The sequence below is a fragment of the Microbacterium horticulturae genome, assembly GCF_029094505.1.
Taxonomy (GTDB): Bacteria; Actinomycetota; Actinomycetes; order Actinomycetales; family Microbacteriaceae; genus Microbacterium; species Microbacterium horticulturae.
The window spans coordinates 136,871-153,530 of sequence record NZ_CP119108.1 but is presented as its reverse complement, the minus strand read 5'-3'; the positions used below and the strand labels follow the sequence as shown (position 1 = coordinate 153,530).

16 protein-coding genes and 1 riboswitch are annotated in these 16,660 nt (G+C 69.4%); of the genes, 10 read left to right on the top strand and 6 right to left on the bottom strand.

Annotated elements, in window-relative coordinates; genetic code table 11:
- Positions 1-12 precede the first annotated feature (12 nt).
- A riboswitch (ZMP/ZTP riboswitch) is annotated at positions 13-92 on the top strand.
- A 46-nt stretch (positions 93-138) separates the two neighbouring features.
- From PU630_RS00745 to PU630_RS00720, 6 genes are all read left to right on the top strand, one after another.
- Positions 139-1,254 carry a hypothetical protein gene (locus tag PU630_RS00745; protein WP_275278446.1) on the top strand — a complete coding sequence of 372 codons (1,116 nt, stop codon included), beginning with the start codon at positions 139-141 and terminating at the stop codon, positions 1,252-1,254.
- A gap of 79 nt (positions 1,255-1,333) precedes the next feature.
- Positions 1,334-1,630 carry a GNAT family N-acetyltransferase gene (locus PU630_RS00740; RefSeq protein WP_275278445.1) on the top strand — a complete coding sequence of 99 codons (297 nt, stop codon included), beginning with the start codon at positions 1,334-1,336 and terminating at the stop codon, positions 1,628-1,630.
- Complete coding sequence (locus tag PU630_RS00735; RefSeq protein ID WP_275278444.1) at positions 1,623-1,937, top strand: GNAT family N-acetyltransferase; 315 nt, start codon at positions 1,623-1,625, stop codon at positions 1,935-1,937. Before PU630_RS00740 ends, PU630_RS00735 begins: the two co-directional genes overlap by 8 nt.
- A 33-nt stretch (positions 1,938-1,970) precedes the next feature.
- Positions 1,971-2,525 carry an ECF transporter S component gene (locus tag PU630_RS00730; RefSeq protein WP_275278443.1) on the top strand — a complete coding sequence of 185 codons (555 nt, stop codon included), beginning with the start codon at positions 1,971-1,973 and terminating at the stop codon, positions 2,523-2,525.
- 1 nt (position 2,526) lies between these two features.
- Positions 2,527-4,341, top strand: a complete 1,815-nt coding sequence (locus tag PU630_RS00725) for an ABC transporter ATP-binding protein (protein WP_275278442.1) — start codon at positions 2,527-2,529, stop codon at positions 4,339-4,341.
- Positions 4,338-5,123, top strand: coding sequence for an energy-coupling factor transporter transmembrane component T family protein (locus PU630_RS00720; protein WP_275278441.1), 786 nt, complete (start codon positions 4,338-4,340; stop codon positions 5,121-5,123). Before PU630_RS00725 ends, PU630_RS00720 begins: the two co-directional genes overlap by 4 nt.
- A gap of 65 nt (positions 5,124-5,188) precedes the next feature.
- Here the strand turns inward: PU630_RS00720 and PU630_RS00715 are convergent, their stop codons facing one another.
- Positions 5,189-5,755 carry a TetR/AcrR family transcriptional regulator gene (locus PU630_RS00715; protein WP_275278440.1) on the bottom strand — a complete coding sequence of 189 codons (567 nt, stop codon included), beginning with the start codon at positions 5,753-5,755 and terminating at the stop codon, positions 5,189-5,191.
- A 59-nt stretch (positions 5,756-5,814) separates the two neighbouring features.
- Here PU630_RS00715 and PU630_RS00710 point away from each other — a divergent pair, with 59 nt between their 5' ends.
- On the top strand, positions 5,815-6,288 hold the full coding sequence (locus PU630_RS00710; protein ID WP_275278439.1) for a DUF1772 domain-containing protein: 474 nt from the start codon (positions 5,815-5,817) through the stop codon (positions 6,286-6,288).
- An 11-nt stretch (positions 6,289-6,299) separates the two neighbouring features.
- Here the strand turns inward: PU630_RS00710 and PU630_RS00705 are convergent, their stop codons facing one another.
- Positions 6,300-7,559, bottom strand: coding sequence for an FAD-dependent monooxygenase (locus PU630_RS00705; RefSeq protein WP_275278438.1), 1,260 nt, complete (start codon positions 7,557-7,559; stop codon positions 6,300-6,302).
- Positions 7,560-7,673: 114 nt separating this feature from the next.
- On the opposite strand from PU630_RS00705, the gene PU630_RS00700 reads away from it, so the two are divergent.
- Positions 7,674-8,261 carry a TetR/AcrR family transcriptional regulator gene (locus PU630_RS00700; RefSeq protein WP_275278437.1) on the top strand — a complete coding sequence of 196 codons (588 nt, stop codon included), beginning with the start codon at positions 7,674-7,676 and terminating at the stop codon, positions 8,259-8,261.
- Between the two features lie 59 nt (positions 8,262-8,320).
- Here PU630_RS00700 and PU630_RS00695 read toward each other — a convergent pair whose 3' ends face one another.
- Entirely contained in the window at positions 8,321-9,484 is a 1,164-nt protein-coding gene (locus tag PU630_RS00695) for an acyl-CoA dehydrogenase family protein (RefSeq protein ID WP_275278436.1), read from the bottom strand.
- Positions 9,485-9,680: 196 nt separating this feature from the next.
- Positions 9,681-10,904, bottom strand: a complete 1,224-nt coding sequence (locus tag PU630_RS00690; RefSeq protein WP_275280143.1) for a M15 family metallopeptidase — start codon at positions 10,902-10,904, stop codon at positions 9,681-9,683.
- Positions 10,905-11,045: 141 nt separating this feature from the next.
- Between PU630_RS00690 and PU630_RS00685 the strand changes: the two genes are divergently transcribed.
- A complete protein-coding gene (locus tag PU630_RS00685; protein WP_275278435.1) occupies positions 11,046-12,119 on the top strand; it encodes an Rv2578c family radical SAM protein in 1,074 nt (357 codons plus the stop codon).
- 89 nt (positions 12,120-12,208) lie between these two features.
- On the opposite strand, the gene PU630_RS00680 is transcribed toward PU630_RS00685, so the two are convergent.
- Positions 12,209-12,535, bottom strand: coding sequence for a hypothetical protein (locus tag PU630_RS00680; protein ID WP_275278434.1), 327 nt, complete (start codon positions 12,533-12,535; stop codon positions 12,209-12,211).
- 606 nt (positions 12,536-13,141) lie between these two features.
- Here PU630_RS00680 and PU630_RS00675 point away from each other — a divergent pair.
- Complete coding sequence (locus PU630_RS00675; RefSeq protein ID WP_275278433.1) at positions 13,142-14,632, top strand: HNH endonuclease signature motif containing protein; 1,491 nt, start codon at positions 13,142-13,144, stop codon at positions 14,630-14,632.
- Positions 14,633-14,808: 176 nt separating this feature from the next.
- Here PU630_RS00675 and PU630_RS00670 read toward each other — a convergent pair whose 3' ends face one another.
- Positions 14,809-16,596, bottom strand: a complete 1,788-nt coding sequence (locus tag PU630_RS00670) for a glycosyl hydrolase family 18 protein (protein ID WP_275278432.1) — start codon at positions 16,594-16,596, stop codon at positions 14,809-14,811.
- Positions 16,597-16,660: the final 64 nt, after the last annotated feature.

Genomic DNA, 16,660 nt, shown 5'->3' with positions numbered 1-16,660 from the left:
CTGAGCGAGTACCCTGGAAGACGCGACTGGCGTGGCCGGATTCACCGGCAGGGAGCGCAGTAAGACCGGCATCGCCCGCCTGGGTGCCCATCGAGACCACCGTCGACGCGACAGCGCCGACCGACCAGGAGCACCCGCATGCGCTACGGAATGAACCCGCACCAGGAAGCCTCTGTCACCGGCGGCCCCACGATCCGCAACGGGGCCCCGTCGATGATCAACTACCTCGACGCCCTGAACGCCTACGCGCTGGTCCGCGAGGCCGATGACGTTACGGGCCGGCCGGCCGCGGCATCCTTCAAGCACGTCTCCCCTGCCGGCGCGGCCGTTGCCGGCCTCGTCGACGACACCGCGCGCGAGACCTGGAACCTCGAGGGCGCCGACGGCCTGCTCTCCGCCTACGTGCGGGCGCGCGACGCCGATCCCAAGTCGTCGTTCGGCGACGTGATCGCGCTGTCGCGTCCGGTCGATGCGGCCACGGCCGAGTTCTTGCGCACGATGATCTGCGATGCGTTGATCGCCCCCGGCTTCGACGAGGGCACGCTCGAGGTGCTCAGTGCCAAGCGGGGCGGAAAGTTCCTCGTCTTCGAAGTCGATCCCGACGCCGAGGTGCCGACCCGCGAGCGCCGCGACATCATGGGCGCCACGCTGATCCAGGATCGGGATGCCGCAGACCTGGCCGCAGCCCTCCCCGACGACCTCGAGCGCCACGTCCGCGAAGACGCACTGATCGGCATGGCCGCCGCGCGCTACACCCAGTCCAACTCGGTCGTGTTCGTTAAAGACGGCGCGGCGATCGGCATCGGCGCGGGGCAGCAGAACCGCGTCGACTGCGTGCGGCTGGCCGGTTCCAAGGCGCGCGTGTGGTGGCTGCGCCGGCACCCGCTCGTGCGCGACCTGCCGGTCATCGAGGGGATGAAGCGCCAGGACCGCGTGAACTGGCAGATCCGTTTCGCAGGCCACGAGATGACCCGGCTGCAGCTTGAGGAGTTCGGGCGCCTGTTCGGCGACCAGGCCCTGTCCGCTTACGACGAGCCGCTGTGGCGCGACGCGTGGGCGCGCGAGCTGACCGGCGTCACGATGGTGTCAGACGGCTTCCTCCCCTTCCGCGACAACGTCGACCATGCCGCCGAGTTCGGCGTGACGACGATCGTCGAGCCGGGCGGATCGACCCGTGCCGACGAGGTCGAGGCCGCCTGTATGGAGCTCGGCATCGCGCGCGTGCAGACGGGGCTGCGCCTCTTCCACCACTGAGCCGGGTCATCTGCCCGCAGCCTCTGGCGGAACACACGCCGCCCTCCGTACGTTGGAGCCAGCGACGAGAGGAGCCCCGATGGCTGAGACGACCGTCGAGCGCGACGACGAGAACGCCCGGTACACGATCGCTGTGGACGGCGAGCTGGCCGGTTACACCGAGATCCAGCCCGACGGCGAGGGACGGCTGCGCATGCCGCACACCGTGATCATCCCATCGTTCCGCGGACAGGGGCTTGCCGGCGCCCTGGTCGCGGGCGCGCTGGCCGACATCGCCGCCCGCGGCGAGACTGTCGTGCCGCTGTGCCCCGTGGTCCGCAAGTACCTGCGTGAGAACGAGGTCGAGGGGCTGGGCGTGGAGTGGCCGGATGCCTGACCCGACCCCGACCGTCACCTTCAACGAGGCCCGCAGCCGCTACGAGATCGACGTGGACGGCGTGCTCGGCGGATATGCCGTCGTGGAGCCGACCGGCGCGGGGGTCGTGCGGTTTCCCGAGACCGTGATCGACCCGGCCTTTCGGGAGAAGGGTCTGGGCAGTCGGCTCATCGATGAGGCGCTGCGGGATGCCGCGGCCCGCGGCCAGACGGTCGTTCCGCTGTGCCCGTTCGTGCGGAGCTTTCTGCGTGACCACGAGGTGCCGGGTCTGCAGATAGCGTGGCCACCCGGGATCGACCAAGGTTAGGTTCGCCTCACCTTGCCCCAATAGAATGGCCTGATGCCCGCCCGCGCTGTTCTGTCGACCCGCACGCTGCTCGTGTGCGCGGCGATCGGCGTCGCCACCGGCATCCTCGGCGGCATCGCCGGATGGATCACCCCCGTCGTCGTCGTGACCCTCCCCATGGTGTACGGCTTCGTGCTGGGCGTGCACGTGATCCCCGGCATCATCGCGCAAGAGGTGCTGCGCCTGCCCTGGGTGGCGCTGCTCACACACGTGCTCGCCGCCCTCGTCTCCAGCGCGGCAGCTCCCCAGTGGGCAGCGCGGTTCCTGGGCACCGCGCTGCTGTTCGGCGGCATCCAAGAGCTCGTGGCCGCTGTCACCCGCTACCGCGAGTGGCGTGCGTGGCGCTTCTTCGTCTCGGCGGTGATCATCGGCATCATGGTCGCGTTCGTCGTCTGGATGGTCGTCGACCTCGCCACCTTCCCCCTCTGGGCGCAGATCTCGTACCTCGTCTGCGCGGTGCTCGGCCCCGTCGCCTGGACGGCGCTCGGCCTTCTCGTGGGAACGAAGTTGCGCCAGGCCGGCATCGGCCGCCGCGCGGGCCGGAGCTGACATGTCGCTCCTGCGCGTGCAGGACCTCGCCGTGCGGCACGACGGCGAGGCCGTGTTCGCCCCCTCGAGCGCATCGTTCACCGTGGAGCCGGGCGAGGTCGTGCTGCTGCTCGGCCCGAGCGGTTCGGGCAAATCCACCCTCGCGCTGACGCTCAACGGGCTCATCCCGCACGACATCGAGGCCGAGGTACGCGGCAGCGTCACCGTGGACGGGATGGATGCGGCATCCACCCCCGTCTCCCGCCTCGCGACCCGTGTCGGCATGGTCTTCCAAGACCCCGACGCGCAGCTGGTCACCGGCACCGTGCTCGATGAGGTCGCGTTCGGCCCTGAGAACCTGCGGCTCCCGGTCAGCCAGGTGCTCGCGCGCAGCGAAGACGCCCTGCGCCGCGTCGGGCTGTGGGAGCGCCGCGACGACAGTCCCGACGCGCTCTCGGGCGGCGGCCGTCAGCGTCTCGCCATCGCCGCGGCGCTGGCCCTCGGTTCACCGCTGCTCGTGCTCGACGAGCCCACGGCCAACCTCGACCCGCGCGGCGTCGACGAGGTCTCCGCGACGGTCGGCGAGATCGTCGCGGCAGGCGACCGCGCCGTCGTGCTCGTCGAGCACAACCTCGATCAGGCGATCGGCTTCGTCGACCGGGTGGTGGTGATGGATGCCTCGGGCCGCACCATCGCCGACGGCCCGGCCGCCGACATCCTGCGCAGCCGCGCCGCCGAGCTGCACGAGCTGGGCGTCTGGCTGCCGACGGCGACGCTCGCAGCCCTGCGGATGCGTCGCGCCGGGTATGTGCTCGAGCCGTTGCCGCTGACCCCAGCCGAGCTGCGCGTCGCGCTGGAGAGTGCGCCGCCCGTCCACCCGGTCGTTGAGCGAGCGAAGCGAGTCGAAACGACACCCGGACCGCGTTTCGACTCGGTCGCTCCACTCCCTCGCTCAACGCCCGGTAACAGCACACCCTCGGTCGCCCCGCGAGCGGTGCAGCCGCGAGTCGAAACGCCCGAAGCAGTGAGCGTCCGCCATCTCACTCTGCGCCGTGGCACGACCGAGGTGCTGCACGACGTCAGCCTCGACATCGGCGCCGGCGAGTTCGTCGCCGTGGTGGGAGCGAACGGTGCCGGCAAGACGAGCCTGCTGCAGGCGATCGCGGGGGTCGTGCGGCCGCTGCGCGGCTCCGTACTGGTCGGCGGCGTCGATGTCGCCCGCGCACGCGAGCTGACGAGCCGCATCGGCTTCGTCTTCCAGAACCCCGAGCACCAGTTCGTCACGCACACGGTGCGCGACGAACTCGCCTACGGGCTGCGTCATCCCACTGACGACGCGGCTGACGCGCGTGTCGACGACATTCTGCGGCGCTTCGGACTCGAAGATCGCGCCGATGTGCACCCGTTCCTGCTGTCGGGCGGCCAGAAGCGCCGTCTCTCGGTGGGCACCGCGCTGGTGGCCGGCGCACCGGTGCTCGCCCTCGACGAGCCGACGTTCGGGCAGGACCGCGCCCGCGCCGACGAACTGCTCGACCTGCTCACCGACCTCAACCGCGACGGCACCACGGTCATCGTCGTGACGCACGACATGCAGCTGGTCGCCGAGCATGCGACCCGCACCATCGTGCTCGACGACGGGCGCGTGCTCGCCGACGGGCGGACGCACGCGGTGTTCTCCGATGACGCGCTCATCGAGCGCGCGGGGCTGCGACCCCCGCCGCTGCGCGCCGCGCTGCGTGGGCTGGCGCGGCATCCCGAACTCGACGGGGTCGTGCGCCTGGCCGACCTGCCCGGGGGCGACCTCCTGCGCCGCGACCTGCCCGAAGCGCGATCGTGACCGCGATCCCGGCCGCCGGCTCCGCGCGCTTCCTGCACGGGCTCAACCCTCTGGCGAAGCTGCTGGCGCCCGTGCCGGCGATGCTGATGCTGATCTTCGTGCGCGACCTCGCCACTCCCCTGGCCTTCATCGTGCTCGCGTACGCGCTCGTGCTCGTCGGCGCCCGGGTCACCGCGCGCACGGTGGTCATGCTGTTCGCCGTCGTCCCCGCGCTCGTCGCGATCATGACCGTCGGCTTCGCGCTGTGGACCGACCCGGCAGGCGTTGCACACGACGTCGTCGTCCTGCGCCTCGGCGGGTGGACGCTGTACGGCGCAGCCGTACAGGTCGGCCTGGCCACCGGCCTGCGGCTGGCGGCCATCGTCGCGCTCGCGCTCGTCGCGGGGCTGACCACGACCGGCCAGGATCTCGCCCGCTCGCTCGTGCAGCAGCTGCGGGTGCCCTACCGGGTCGGGTACACGGCGATCGCGGCGTTCCGGTTCGTGCCGCGGTTCCGCCACGAGCTCGAGATCATCCGGCAGGCGCATCGCGTGCGCGGTCAGGCGCGCGGCCCGCTGGCGGCGCTCGGCCGCGGTTTCGGGTACATCGTGCCGCTGCTGGCCGGCGCCATCCGGCATGCCGAGCGCGTTGCCCTGGCGATGGATGCCCGCGCCTTCGGCGCGTACCCCGACCGCACCGAGCGCCACGACGTGCCGTTCCGCACGCGCGACACGGTGTTCGTGGCGCTCGTGCTGGCGGTGTCGGCGGCGCTGTTCGCGCTGCTGTGGCCGTGGGGGCGGTGACCCTCAGCCCCGCGAGAGTGCCTCGAGCTTCGCTCGCGCGATCCGCAGCGTGACCGAAACCGCCCTCAGCCGCGCTCGAACAGGGCAACCATCTCGTCGATGCGACGCGCGTCGAGCGCGGCGTCGAGTCGTCCATGCGCGGCGAAGCGACTCACGCCGTGCAGCATGCTCCACAGCAACTCGGCGCGCACCTCGGCGTCATCGGCACGCGCCGCCGCCACCACGGCGACGACGGTGTCGAACGCACGGCGCAGCTCTTCGGGCGTCTTGTCGGACGCAAAGACGATCTCGGTGTCGCTCGAAGCCATGGCCTCGTAGAGCGCCGGATGCTCGCGGGCGAACGCGAGGTATCGCTCGATGAGGGCGCGCACCGGCGAGCTGCCCTCGCCCGAAGGCTCGGCGAGCACATCGGCCAGGCCCGCGTAGCCGGCGATCACAACGCGCTCCACGATCTCGTCGCGCCCGCGGGGGAAGTGCCGGTACAGAATCGGCTGGCTGAAGCCGATCGCATCGGCGAGACGCCGCACGGTGACGGCGGGCCATCCTTCGTCCTCGGCGATCTGCCGCGCGACATCCACGATCTTGCGCTCCCGCGAGCGGAACTGCTCTTCTGCTTGCGCTGATCGCGGCATGCCGCTACGTTAGCACCACTAACAGTTAGCGCCGCTAACACCATGAACGGGAGAACGACATGGACATTGTCATCGGCATCACCGCCACCCTCGCGATCCTCGGCACCGCCGTGATCTTCGGCACCGACGTGCTCACCGCGGTCGTTCTGCGCCCCTCCTACGCCGAGGTCGGCGATGAGGCGATGGTGCAGCTGGTCGGCCGCAGCCACCATTACGGCGACAAGCGGCTGCCCATCGCCGGCATCGGCGGTGCGGTCTTCACCGGTCTGACCGCCGGCATCGCCTTCATCGCGGGCGCCTGGGCCAGCGGCATCCTGGCACTGACGGCCCTCGTGCTGCTGTTCGTGTGGCTGGGCATCTTCGGCCGCGTCTCGGCTCCCATCAACAAGACGCTGACCGCCGCGGCGTTTGCCGGCGAAGTGCCCGCCGACACCCGCACGCTGCAGGCTCGCTGGGACTCGGTCATCGTGCTGCGCTCGGTGCTGCAGGGCGCAGCGCTCCTGCTGCTGTGCGCGGCGATCGTGCTCGCCTGACGTCACCGCGATCACGCGAGCACCGGCTCGCCCTCGGCCGACAGCGTCGGCGCGTCCTGCCCCGCGGCGAACATCCGCCGCACGAGCGGGCGCAGCGGGCGCGACAGCATCGCGCGGGTCATCGCGCGTGACATCGCCGCCTCGAAGCGGGATGCCGGCACCATGCGCGCGATGCCGCCGCCGGGGATCTTCTTGCCCGCCTCGGCGAAGGGCGCGATGTCGGCGTCGTAGCGGAGCAGGGCGGCCGCGGCATCCGCTCCCCCTTCAGCGGTGCGCTCAGCCTCGGCCAGCCGCTCCGCCAGCAGGTACGCACCGACCAGCGCCGTGGCCGTGCCCATGCCGGTCATCGGCGACCCGCACGACGCGGCGTCGCCGAGCAGCACGACGCGTCCCTCGACGACGCTCGGCATGTCGATGCGCAGCAGCTCGTCGAAGTAGAAGTCGGATGCCTGATCCATCGCCGCGAGGATCTCGGGGGCGCGCCATCCTGCGTCCTGCAGCAGTCCGCGGATGAGGTCCTGCTGCCGCGCGCGGTCGCCGCGCAGCGCGGGGTCGCGGTCGACGCGCAGCGTGAGGATCGCCTTCGATGTGGCCGGATCGAGATCGGGGCGGATGCCGAAGGTGATGCCCGGCACGAAGCGCATCGCGAACCACCCCGGGTCGACATCGGCGGGGGTGGGCATCGTGAAGAACGCGGCGTACCCGCCCAGGCCGGTCGCGTAGGCCTCTTCGGGGCCGAAGGCCAGGCGCCGCGTCGCCGAGTGCACGCCATCGGCGCCCACCACGACGGCGAACCGCTCCGCGCGGGCGTGCTCGAAGGTGACATCGACGCCGTCGCCGTCCTGCGTGAGCGCCATGATGCGATCGCCGAAACGCAGATCGAGAAGACCGGGGTGCGCCTGCGCCGCTGTCTGCAACTCGGCCAGCAGCACCTCGGCGAGGTCGCCCCGCGCGATCTCGATCTCGGCGACCGCGCCGGCGCCGTCGAAGGCCTCCATCGACATGCGCCCGAACACGCGCCCGCCGCCATCGACGTAGGCGAGGCCCTCCTCGTGCAGACGAAAAGGCTCGATGGCGCGCATCAGGCCCATGCGCTCGGCGACCTCGCGGCTTGCGCCGCGCAGGTCGACGGCTTGACCGCCGGGGCGGGGCGCGGAGGCGCGCTCAACGACAGTGACGGCGATGTCATGGCGGACGAGCTGAAGCGCCAGGGCCAGGCCGGCGATGCCGCCGCCCGAGACGAGGACGCGCGTGGTGTCGTGAGCGGTCATGATTCCTCCGTGAAACAAGTTGAGAAGAGTGAGACGTTTGTCTCATACAGATGTCTAACAGAGATCTGAGACGTTTGTCTAGTACGTATGTCTAAATCGCTCTAGGATCGGAGCATGGGAAACCGCGAAGACCTTCTCGCCGGCGCGCGCCGGGTGATCCTCGAACAGGGCGTGGCCAAGGCCACGGCGCGCGAGATCGCAAGCACGGCGGGGGTCAGCCTGGCGGCGATCGGCTACCACTTCGGCTCGAAGGAGCAGCTCATCACCGAGGCACTCGCCCAGTCACTGGGCAGCGGCCTGGGCGATGAGATGGAAGAGGCGGTCGCCGAACATGCCGCCGAGCCGCTCCTCGAAGGATTCGCCGCGCTCTGGAATCAGATGCCCGAAATCTTCGCCACCCACCACGAGACGCTGCTGGCCAGCCTCGAGAACGCCGCACGGGCACTGCGCAGCGAGGGCGGCGCGCGAGGCCTCGCCGAGGCCACCGCACACGGGCATCAGGGCATCGCCGAAAACCTCCGGTCGGTGCGCCCCGAGCTGAGCGCCGCCGACGCCGAGGCCGTCGCGAAACTCGACTTCGCGCTCGCACAGGGCCTCGGCACGCTCTGGCTGCTCAGCCCCGATGCGGTTCCCACCGGCGACGAGCTCGCGCGTGCGGTCGCGGTGATCGCGCGCACCGGCGCTGCGTCGGCGTCAGAATGACGGATGCCGCGGCCCCGGGCGCTCCATGAGCGCGGGGCCGCGGCATCCCGAACCGTCGGCTACTTGCGACCGGTCACCTGACGCGCGACGATCTCGCGCATGACCTCGTTGGTCCCACCGTAGATGCGGTGCACACGGGCGTCGGTCCACGCACGGGCGATCGGGTACTCGAGCATGTAGCCGTAGCCGCCGTGCAGCTGCACGCCCAGGTCGAGCAGCTCCCACTCGCGCTCGGTCGCCCAGAACTTGACCTTCGCGGCCTCTTCGGGGCTGAGCTTGCGGTCCTTGTAGAGCATCATCGCGCGGTCGACATAGGTCCACATCACGTCGACGGTCGTGGCCATGTCAGCCAGCGAGAAGCGCGTGTTCTGGAAGTCGGCGACCGGCTGCCCGAAAGCCTCACGGCTCAGCGTGTAGTCGAGCGTCCACTTCAGCGCCGCCTCGCCGGCAGCCGCCGCCGCGACGCCGATCGACAGCCGCTCGAGCGGCAGGTTCATCATCAGCTGGATGAAGCCCTTGCCCTCGGCGCCCCCGATGAGGTTCTCGTCGGGCACGAACACATCGGTGAAGCTGAGCTCGGCGGTGTCCCACCCGTGGAAGCCGACCTTGTTGAGCTTGTTGCCGTGCTCGAAGCCCTCCATGCCGTCCTCGATGAGCACGAGGCTGAACGCGTCGGGGCGGTTGCCCTCGCCGGTCTTGACGAACGTGACGACGACGTCGGCGGTCTTGCCGCTGGAGATGAACGTCTTCGCACCGTTGACGATGTAGCCGCCGTCGACCTTCTTGGCGGTGGTTTTGATGCCCCGCAGGTCACTGCCGGCGCCGGGCTCGGTCATCGCGAGCGCACCGAGGATCTCGCCGGTCGCCATCTTCGGCAGCCACTTCTGCTTCTGCTCGGGCGTGCCCATGTGCACGAGGTACGGCACAGCCAGGTCGTCCTGGATGCCGAAGGCACCGGCGAGCGAGCCCTGCCCCGCCTGGATGGTCTCCTCGAGCACAATCGAGCGGAACCGGTAGTCCTGCAGCATCCCGGCTCCCCCGAACTCCTCCGGAACGGACAGGCCGATGATGCCGGCCTCGCCTGCGGCGAGCATGGTGTCGCGGTCGATCTCGCCGTCGCGGTCCCACTGCTCGCGCTTGTCGTTGGTCGCGTAGCGCTTGAGGAACTCCTTGACGACGTCGCGGAACGCCTCGTGGTCTTCGTCGTAGATCTCCCGTTCCATGGCGGGCGGAACCTCTCTCTTCGTCGAGCTCGCGACAGGGATTCAACGTCGCGGCACGGTCGATCCTACGCGGTATCCAGTGTCAATCACGATGGCATTCAGTGCCGCCTACAAGGAATGGCGGATGTGAGCTGCTCGGCGTGGCCGGAGCGCACAAGAGCGAGTCTTGACGACTTCCGGCCGTCCGGAGCACCGCTCAGTCGGCGTAGTCGGGCGCGGCCGGCAGCCCGAAGAACTGCTCGAGCGTGCGGTAGCCGCCGTCTTGGTACGCCTCGGCGAGATCGCGGCCGATGTACCGCAAGTGCCACGGCTCGGGCGCGTAGCCGGTGACGCCGGTCTCGCCCTTCTCATAGCGGACGATCCAGCCGTATTTCCAGGAGTTCTTGACGAGCCAGTCGCCCTGGGCGCTGTCGGCGACGTCGTCGAGGGTCGCGCACGATCCGCCTGTGCACGGCACGATGTCGGCCGCGAGACCGGTCTGGTGCTCGCTGTAGCCGGGACGCGCGCTGACGGCATCGGCGCCCTTGGTGCCACGCTGCTCCTTCTGCGTGCCGTAGTTGCCGATCTGCGTCTTGTACGAGCGGTAGCCGCTGTTCAGCGCTATCTGTCCTGCGCCCGCCTTGCGCACAGCCTTGTCGAGGGCCGTGAGCGCGTCGGCGGCATCGGTGCGCAGCCCGCTGCCGTCGAGGCTCTTCATGTCACCGGGCTGCTGGCGTGGCGAAGGCGCGTAGTCCTTGGGATCGAGCGCGTGCGCCTTGTCGACGACGACCCAGACGTGCGTGGGGTCGGTCAGCGGCACACACGGCGCCTGCCCGTCTGCGACGGCGTCGCGGAACGGCTCAGCGCCGCCCGCCGCGCGGATCGCAGCCGCGTCGTCGCCGTTCTTCAGCGCTGTGGTGAAGTCGTCCGTGTCGCACAGGGCGATCGATGCGAGCGACTGGTCGAACGACGGCACGGTATCGTCGCGCTGGGCCGCGGGAGTCTTCGTGGCCTGGCCGGTGGGATCGACCATGCGCGGGCCGACCTTCGACCCGGTGATGTCGGCGACCAGCGTGCTCCCGGCGGTCACCGACACGTTCTGGTCGGGAAGCTGCGAAAGCGCGAACGCAGATCCCGCCCCGGCGAGAACGAGCGCCGATGCGGCTGCGACACTGATGCGCGCCGTGAGACCGACGCGCGGTTTGCGCGCGTGTCGCGCGTGCGCGTGCTCGGTGGTCAGAGGGCGCAGCACCGGCCGTAGACCGCCCGGTGGCAGCGGAGGTGGCGGCGGCTTGAAGATCGGGGGGTGCGATGGTCCGTCGTCGTCGGGCTGCACGATCGGGATCGGCAGTGTCTGGATGGTCGCCGTGTCGGCACGTTCGGCGAGGTCGGCCTGAGCGCGCGCTTCACGCAATGCACGCCGCGTCAGGGGCGCGTGCATCACGGAGGAATCGTGCGGGTCGGGGGCCGTCACCCGATCTATTCTGCCCCCTTGATTCGCTCCAGGTCGAGAGCGCTCCCAGGATTCGACACTCCGACCATCGATGTTGACATTGTCTCGTAGATCTGTTCCCATTGTGAAATGCGGTGGCAGGGGCAGGATGTGGGGGCGACGGATGCCGCAGCTCTGCCCGGTATGGAGCGGCTGAGCGGGTTCGTCCGCTCCGTGACGACGCCCGAATTCGCCGGCGTGACGTTCCACGAGGTGATGAGCAAGAGCGCGCTGAACCGGGTGCCGAGCTCGTCGGCGATGCCGTTCGACTGGACCGTCAACCCGTATCGGGGCTGCAGTCACGCGTGCAGTTATTGCTTTGCCCGCGGCACCCACGAATACCTCGACCTCGACGCCGGACACGATTTCGATTCACAGGTGGTCGTCAAGGTGAACGTCGCCGACGTGCTGCGCCACGAGCTCTCGCGAGGAACGTGGGGGCGCGAACCCGTGGCGCTGGGCACCAACACCGACCCGTATCAGCGCGCAGAAGGCCGGTACCGGCTCATGCCGGGCATCATCGACGCCCTCGCCGAATCGGGCACGCCGTTCTCGATCCTCACGAAGGGCACGCTGCTGCGCCGGGATCTGCCACAGCTCGTGGATGCGGCATCCCACGTCCCCGTGTCGCTCGCGATGTCGATCGCGATCTTCGATGACACGCTGCAGCACTCGGTCGAGCCGGGCACGCCGTCGACGGCGGCACGGCTGCAGACCGTGCGCGCGGCGACCGATGCGGGGTTCGCGGTCACGGTGTTTCTCATGCCGATCCTGCCGCATCTGACCGATTCGATCCGGATGCTCGACGACGCGCTGGCCCGCATCAGGGCCGCCGGCGCGGTGCGGGTGGTGTTCGGGGCGTTGCATCTGCGCCCGGGAGCGAAGGGATGGTTCCTGCAGTGGCTCGGGCAACAGCATCCTGAACTCGTGTCGTCGTATCGCGGACTGTATCCCGGCGTCGCGGCGTACGCGCCGAAGGGTTATCGCGCGTGGCTCGGCAAGCGGGTGCGCCCACTGCTGCGCGCACACGGCCTCGACGGAAGGCTTGAAGACGATCAGCCGCGGCGCGCGGTGACCGGGCCGGTGGTGACGACGTCGCTCGCTGCACCGCGGGGTGCGGCTTCGCCGAGACGAGTGGATGCCGCAGCCGACCGCCTCTTCTGAGGGGCGGGCTGCTCGGCGGGTTGGGCTGTTCTGTGGGCAAGCCTGCTTCTGCGAGCGAGCCTGCTTCTGCGAGCGAGCTCGTCCGACGGTCACGCCCACCAGGCGACGAAGCGGCTGTCGCGCTCGTCGGCCGCACGGTCGGTGACGTTCATGATGTCCGCCTGATCGGTCGGGTGGATGCGGAACGGCAGCTCGCTGAGCGGGTGCGGCGACACGGTGTCGAATGCAGGCGCTTCAGCGCGACCATGCGGAAAGGAGGCGACCTCATACAAGGGCCGCCGGTCGCCGCCGCCGCCGACGCGGCGGATGAGCAGTTGTGCGTCAGTCGGCCTGAGAGGCAGAGGAGACGTCACTTCCGCATCGTCGACCGCACGGCCGCGCAACGACGAGGGCTGCTCAGGGTGGTGACGTCGCATCTGTTCAGCTTATGGCCGGCGTACACAGGGCGCGTCACTCGCCCGGGGCGCCGCCGGAGGCCGCGGCCAGATCGGTAAGAGCGTTCGCGTCCGAGGTGGATGCGAGGACGTGACGTCCGAGTCGGCGACTGGCACAATCGCCGACGACGGAGCGTGCAGTGGTACTGGCCTTGCTCACCATCACACGGGGGCAGCCGATGTTACGTATGAGCGTTCTCTCACTCCTCTTGGTTGCACATTCGTGGATATGTGCTAGTCTTGATTTATATCGCAGGTCCGCGAATCGTGAAGCAGCACCGAGGCCAGGATCATCACGCGGAGTCGACTGTTCGGTCGGTTCCTTTCGTTCAGACGCCGCGGACACGCCCATCATCATTGGCGTTCGTCTGGAGTGTGGTTCTCGTGTCTTCCCTCCCGCAGTCTCCCGACCCGGCAGAGCCGGACCCGGTCGACCCGGGTGGGTCGAGTGAGCCGCGTGCTTCCGGGGGCGACGTTCCGTCCTCGAGCGGGCCCGGCGCCACTCCTGGAGAGACATCGGTCGATTCGTGCCCTCCGGCGGCGGACCCGACCGCCGACCCGTGTGAGCCGGCCGCGCTGGCGGGCCCGGTGAATCGGTCGGGGATCTGGGGGACGCTGGACACTCTCGTAACCGACCTGGTCGATACCCGCAAGCAGATCGCCGCGCTGCAAGCGCACGAGACCTCGCTGCTCGCCCGGGCGGTCGATGTCGTCATCGAGCGGGAAGCAGACCGGCGTGAGCGGGGCCTGCGGGTCACCCATGACCTGCCGTTACGGGAGATCTCCGCGGAACTGGCCGCGGCGATGCGACTGTCTGACCGGTCCGTGCAGTCCCGGATGGGCACCGCGTCCCTGCTGGTGCAGATGTTCCCCGAAACCCACACCGCCCTGGCTGCGGGGCAGATCGATCTGGCCCACGCGCACACGATCGTCGACGCCGGCACCCTGATCGCCGACCCGGACAAACGTGCCGAGTATGAGCACCGGGCACTGATCGCCGCGGCCAGTGAGACCCCGTACCGGCTCAGCAAGATCGTGAAGATCCTCGCCGCACGCATCGACCCCGATACCGTGCAGGCCGAGATCGAACGCTCCAAAGAAGACCGGTCCGTGCGGCTGATCGATCTGCCCCACGGCCGCGGGCAGGTCATCTTCGAAGGCCCCGCCGTGCTCGCCCACGCGATCTACGACCGGCTCACCGCCGCCGCCCACACCCTCACCCGCACCACGAAGAACGCCCCCGCCGCGACCGTCGAGAAGGACGCGACCAGCGACAGCAACGTGGGCGATGCCGACACGGGCGCGGACGGCGCCGACTCCGGCACGACCGGCACCGGTGGTCAGGAGGCGACTGTCTCCGACGCCGGCCAGACCGACACCGGTGAGGAGACCGGTGGTGAGACCGGCGAACCCTGGTTCACCCTGATCACCGGCCCCCACGCCGACGCCTGCACCAGCGACGACACGGACGGGAACGACGCCGCTGACGCCGACCCGCGGACCATGGACCAGAAACGCGCCGACATCCTCGCCGACATCCTCCTGACCGGCACCCCCACCGGCCACGGAGACGCCCTGGACGCGATCCACGCCACCGTGCAGATCACCATCCCCGCCCTCACCCTCCTCGGCCACTCCACACAACCCGCCCTCCTAGCAGGCCACGGACCCATCGACCTGGCAACAGCCAAACGCCTCGCCGCCGGAGCCCCCGGCTGGGACCGCGTCCTCACCCACCCCTCCACCGGAGAACCAGTCGCCGTCGACCGGTACCGACCATCAGCACAACTCAAACGCTTCCTGCACGTCAGAGACCAACACTGCCGCTTCCCCGGCTGCACCCGGCCACCCTGGAACTGCGACCAAGACCACACCATCGACGCCGCCCTAGGAGGGCCCACCAGCGAAGAGAACCTCGGCGACTTCTGTCGACCCCACCACATCGTCAAACACCACACCCTCTGGCACGTCAAACAACTCGGCCACGGCATCCTCCAATGGACCAGCCCCACTGGACGCCACTACACCGACACCCCCATCAGCACCCTCACCTTCATCCCCGAACCAGCACCCTTCTGAAGACGCGCGGAGACGCCATGACACACGCACACATCACGTGCCGGCAACGCGTTCCACAGCGCGCCCGCAACCGCATTCCGCACGCTCCCGACACCGGCGTCAAGACAAGAACGGCCACCCCGAAGGATGGCCGCCCCGGCGCGCTGCGATTCAGCGCGTTGCGATTCAGATGCAGCTCAGCTCTGCCATGGGCCCCACTGCTGGCCGGGCTTCTGGTTACGGGTCCACCACTGCGCCGTGTAGGTCACGCCCTTGTAGGTCACCTTGTCTCCGCGCTGATACACGCGGTCGGCCGCCCATGCCTGAACCGTCGCCGGATCCACACCGCACGCCGTCAGCGTGCTCCACGGACCGACGTGGGATGCGCCCGGCTCCTGCGCCTTGCCCTTGGCATACCAGAGCGCCTCATACACGTGTCCGCCGAAGAACACGCGATCACCCGTGTCGTACTTCGTCTGCGCATTCCAGGCCTGCGCCGTCGCCTGTGGCGTCTGAGTGCACGAGGTGAGCTCGTCGCCGGCGACCGGGCCGCTGTCGGCAGCACGCATGACCGCCGCCGATGCCGCCGACAGGTTGCCGTCGAGGTCCTGGCTCAGCTCCCAGAAGTCGACGCCGCCGAGTCCCTGACGAATCGCCCACTTGGTCTTCTCCGCCACCGAGAACGTGTCGTCGAACGACCAGAACTCCTTCGCCTCGGCGTCGTAGCCCCACGTCGCGTTGTAGTGCCCATTCGCCGCGTAATCGTGGTGGATCTCGAGGTTGCGGGCCTTCAGCTGATCGTACGATTGCTGACCGATGCCCGTCGCCGGCGTCCAGGGCTCAGCCGCGGCATCCTTCCAGCCTTGCCCATAGGCGGGAACGCCGAGGTTCAGCTGAGCCGGGTCGACGCCGGCGTCCTTGTACGACGCGACGATCGTGTCGAGCCCCAAGCCCCAGTTCTGCGCGGGGTCGCCATAGATGTTGGCCTGATGCCCCGTCGTCGCCGACCAGGTGCCCCACAGGTCATAGCCCTGCAGGTTGCCATAGTCGAGGTACTGGAACAGCTCAGGTGCGCTCCACCCGCCCGCAGTGATCACCGTCGGGCTCGCCGGCAGGAACGCCGACAACTCATAGTCGTCACCGGTCTTGCTCGAGAGTGCATCGAGCTGCGTACGCAGCTCCTTCACGAACGCGAGCATGTTCGCCGCATCGTTCTCGGGATCGACGGAGTTACCGACTTCCTGCGCCCAGTCGGGTGCACCCGGCCACTCCCAGTCGATGTCGAAGCCGTCGAAGATGCCGGCAGCGGCGCCGTCGCCACCGCGGCCGTCGATCTGCGGCAGGTTGCCCTTGATGTAGAGATCAATGCAGCTCGTGGCCAGCTTGGCGCGGCTCTCCGGCGTCGCCACCGCCTTCGAGAACGACTTCGACCACGACCACCCGCCGAGCGAGATGCTCACCTTCAGCTCGGGGTACAGCTTCTTGAGCTCACGCAGCTGATTGAAGTTGCCCGCGAGCTTCTGCTTCTTGGCGTCCGCGACGCCCAAGACGGCGTCGTCGGCCGCGTACGCGCGCACGAAGTCGTCAGCCGCAGAACCGGCGGCCTCTGTCTCGCCCGCGGCGGGCGCGGCAACGTCCGAGATGAAGCACGTGTACGGGTCGACGTCATCGAGGCCCTGGGCTCCGTCGTCGCGCGCGGCGTCGAGCGCCTCCTGCGACCCGGCGATGTTGCCGAACGAATAGTTCAGCTGGGTGATGTTCTCGCCCGTCGGCTGGTCGACGAACAGCTTCTTCAGCGTCGCTTTCGCGTCGCCTGCCGCCTGCCAGCCGCCGTAGTAGCCGACATTGCGGTATCCGTTGACGGTCGTGGTGGGCGTGGATGCCGTATCGGGCGCGGGTTCGGCGGTGGCGGGGGATGCCGCAACCATGCCGACGATCACTGCTCCTGCCAGCGCGGTGGCCAGCAGCGAAGTGCGGGGGATCACTTCACAAGCTCCTTCGATCGGGGAGTGCGCTCGACGCGGGTCATCGAGCCGTATCCATCCGGCG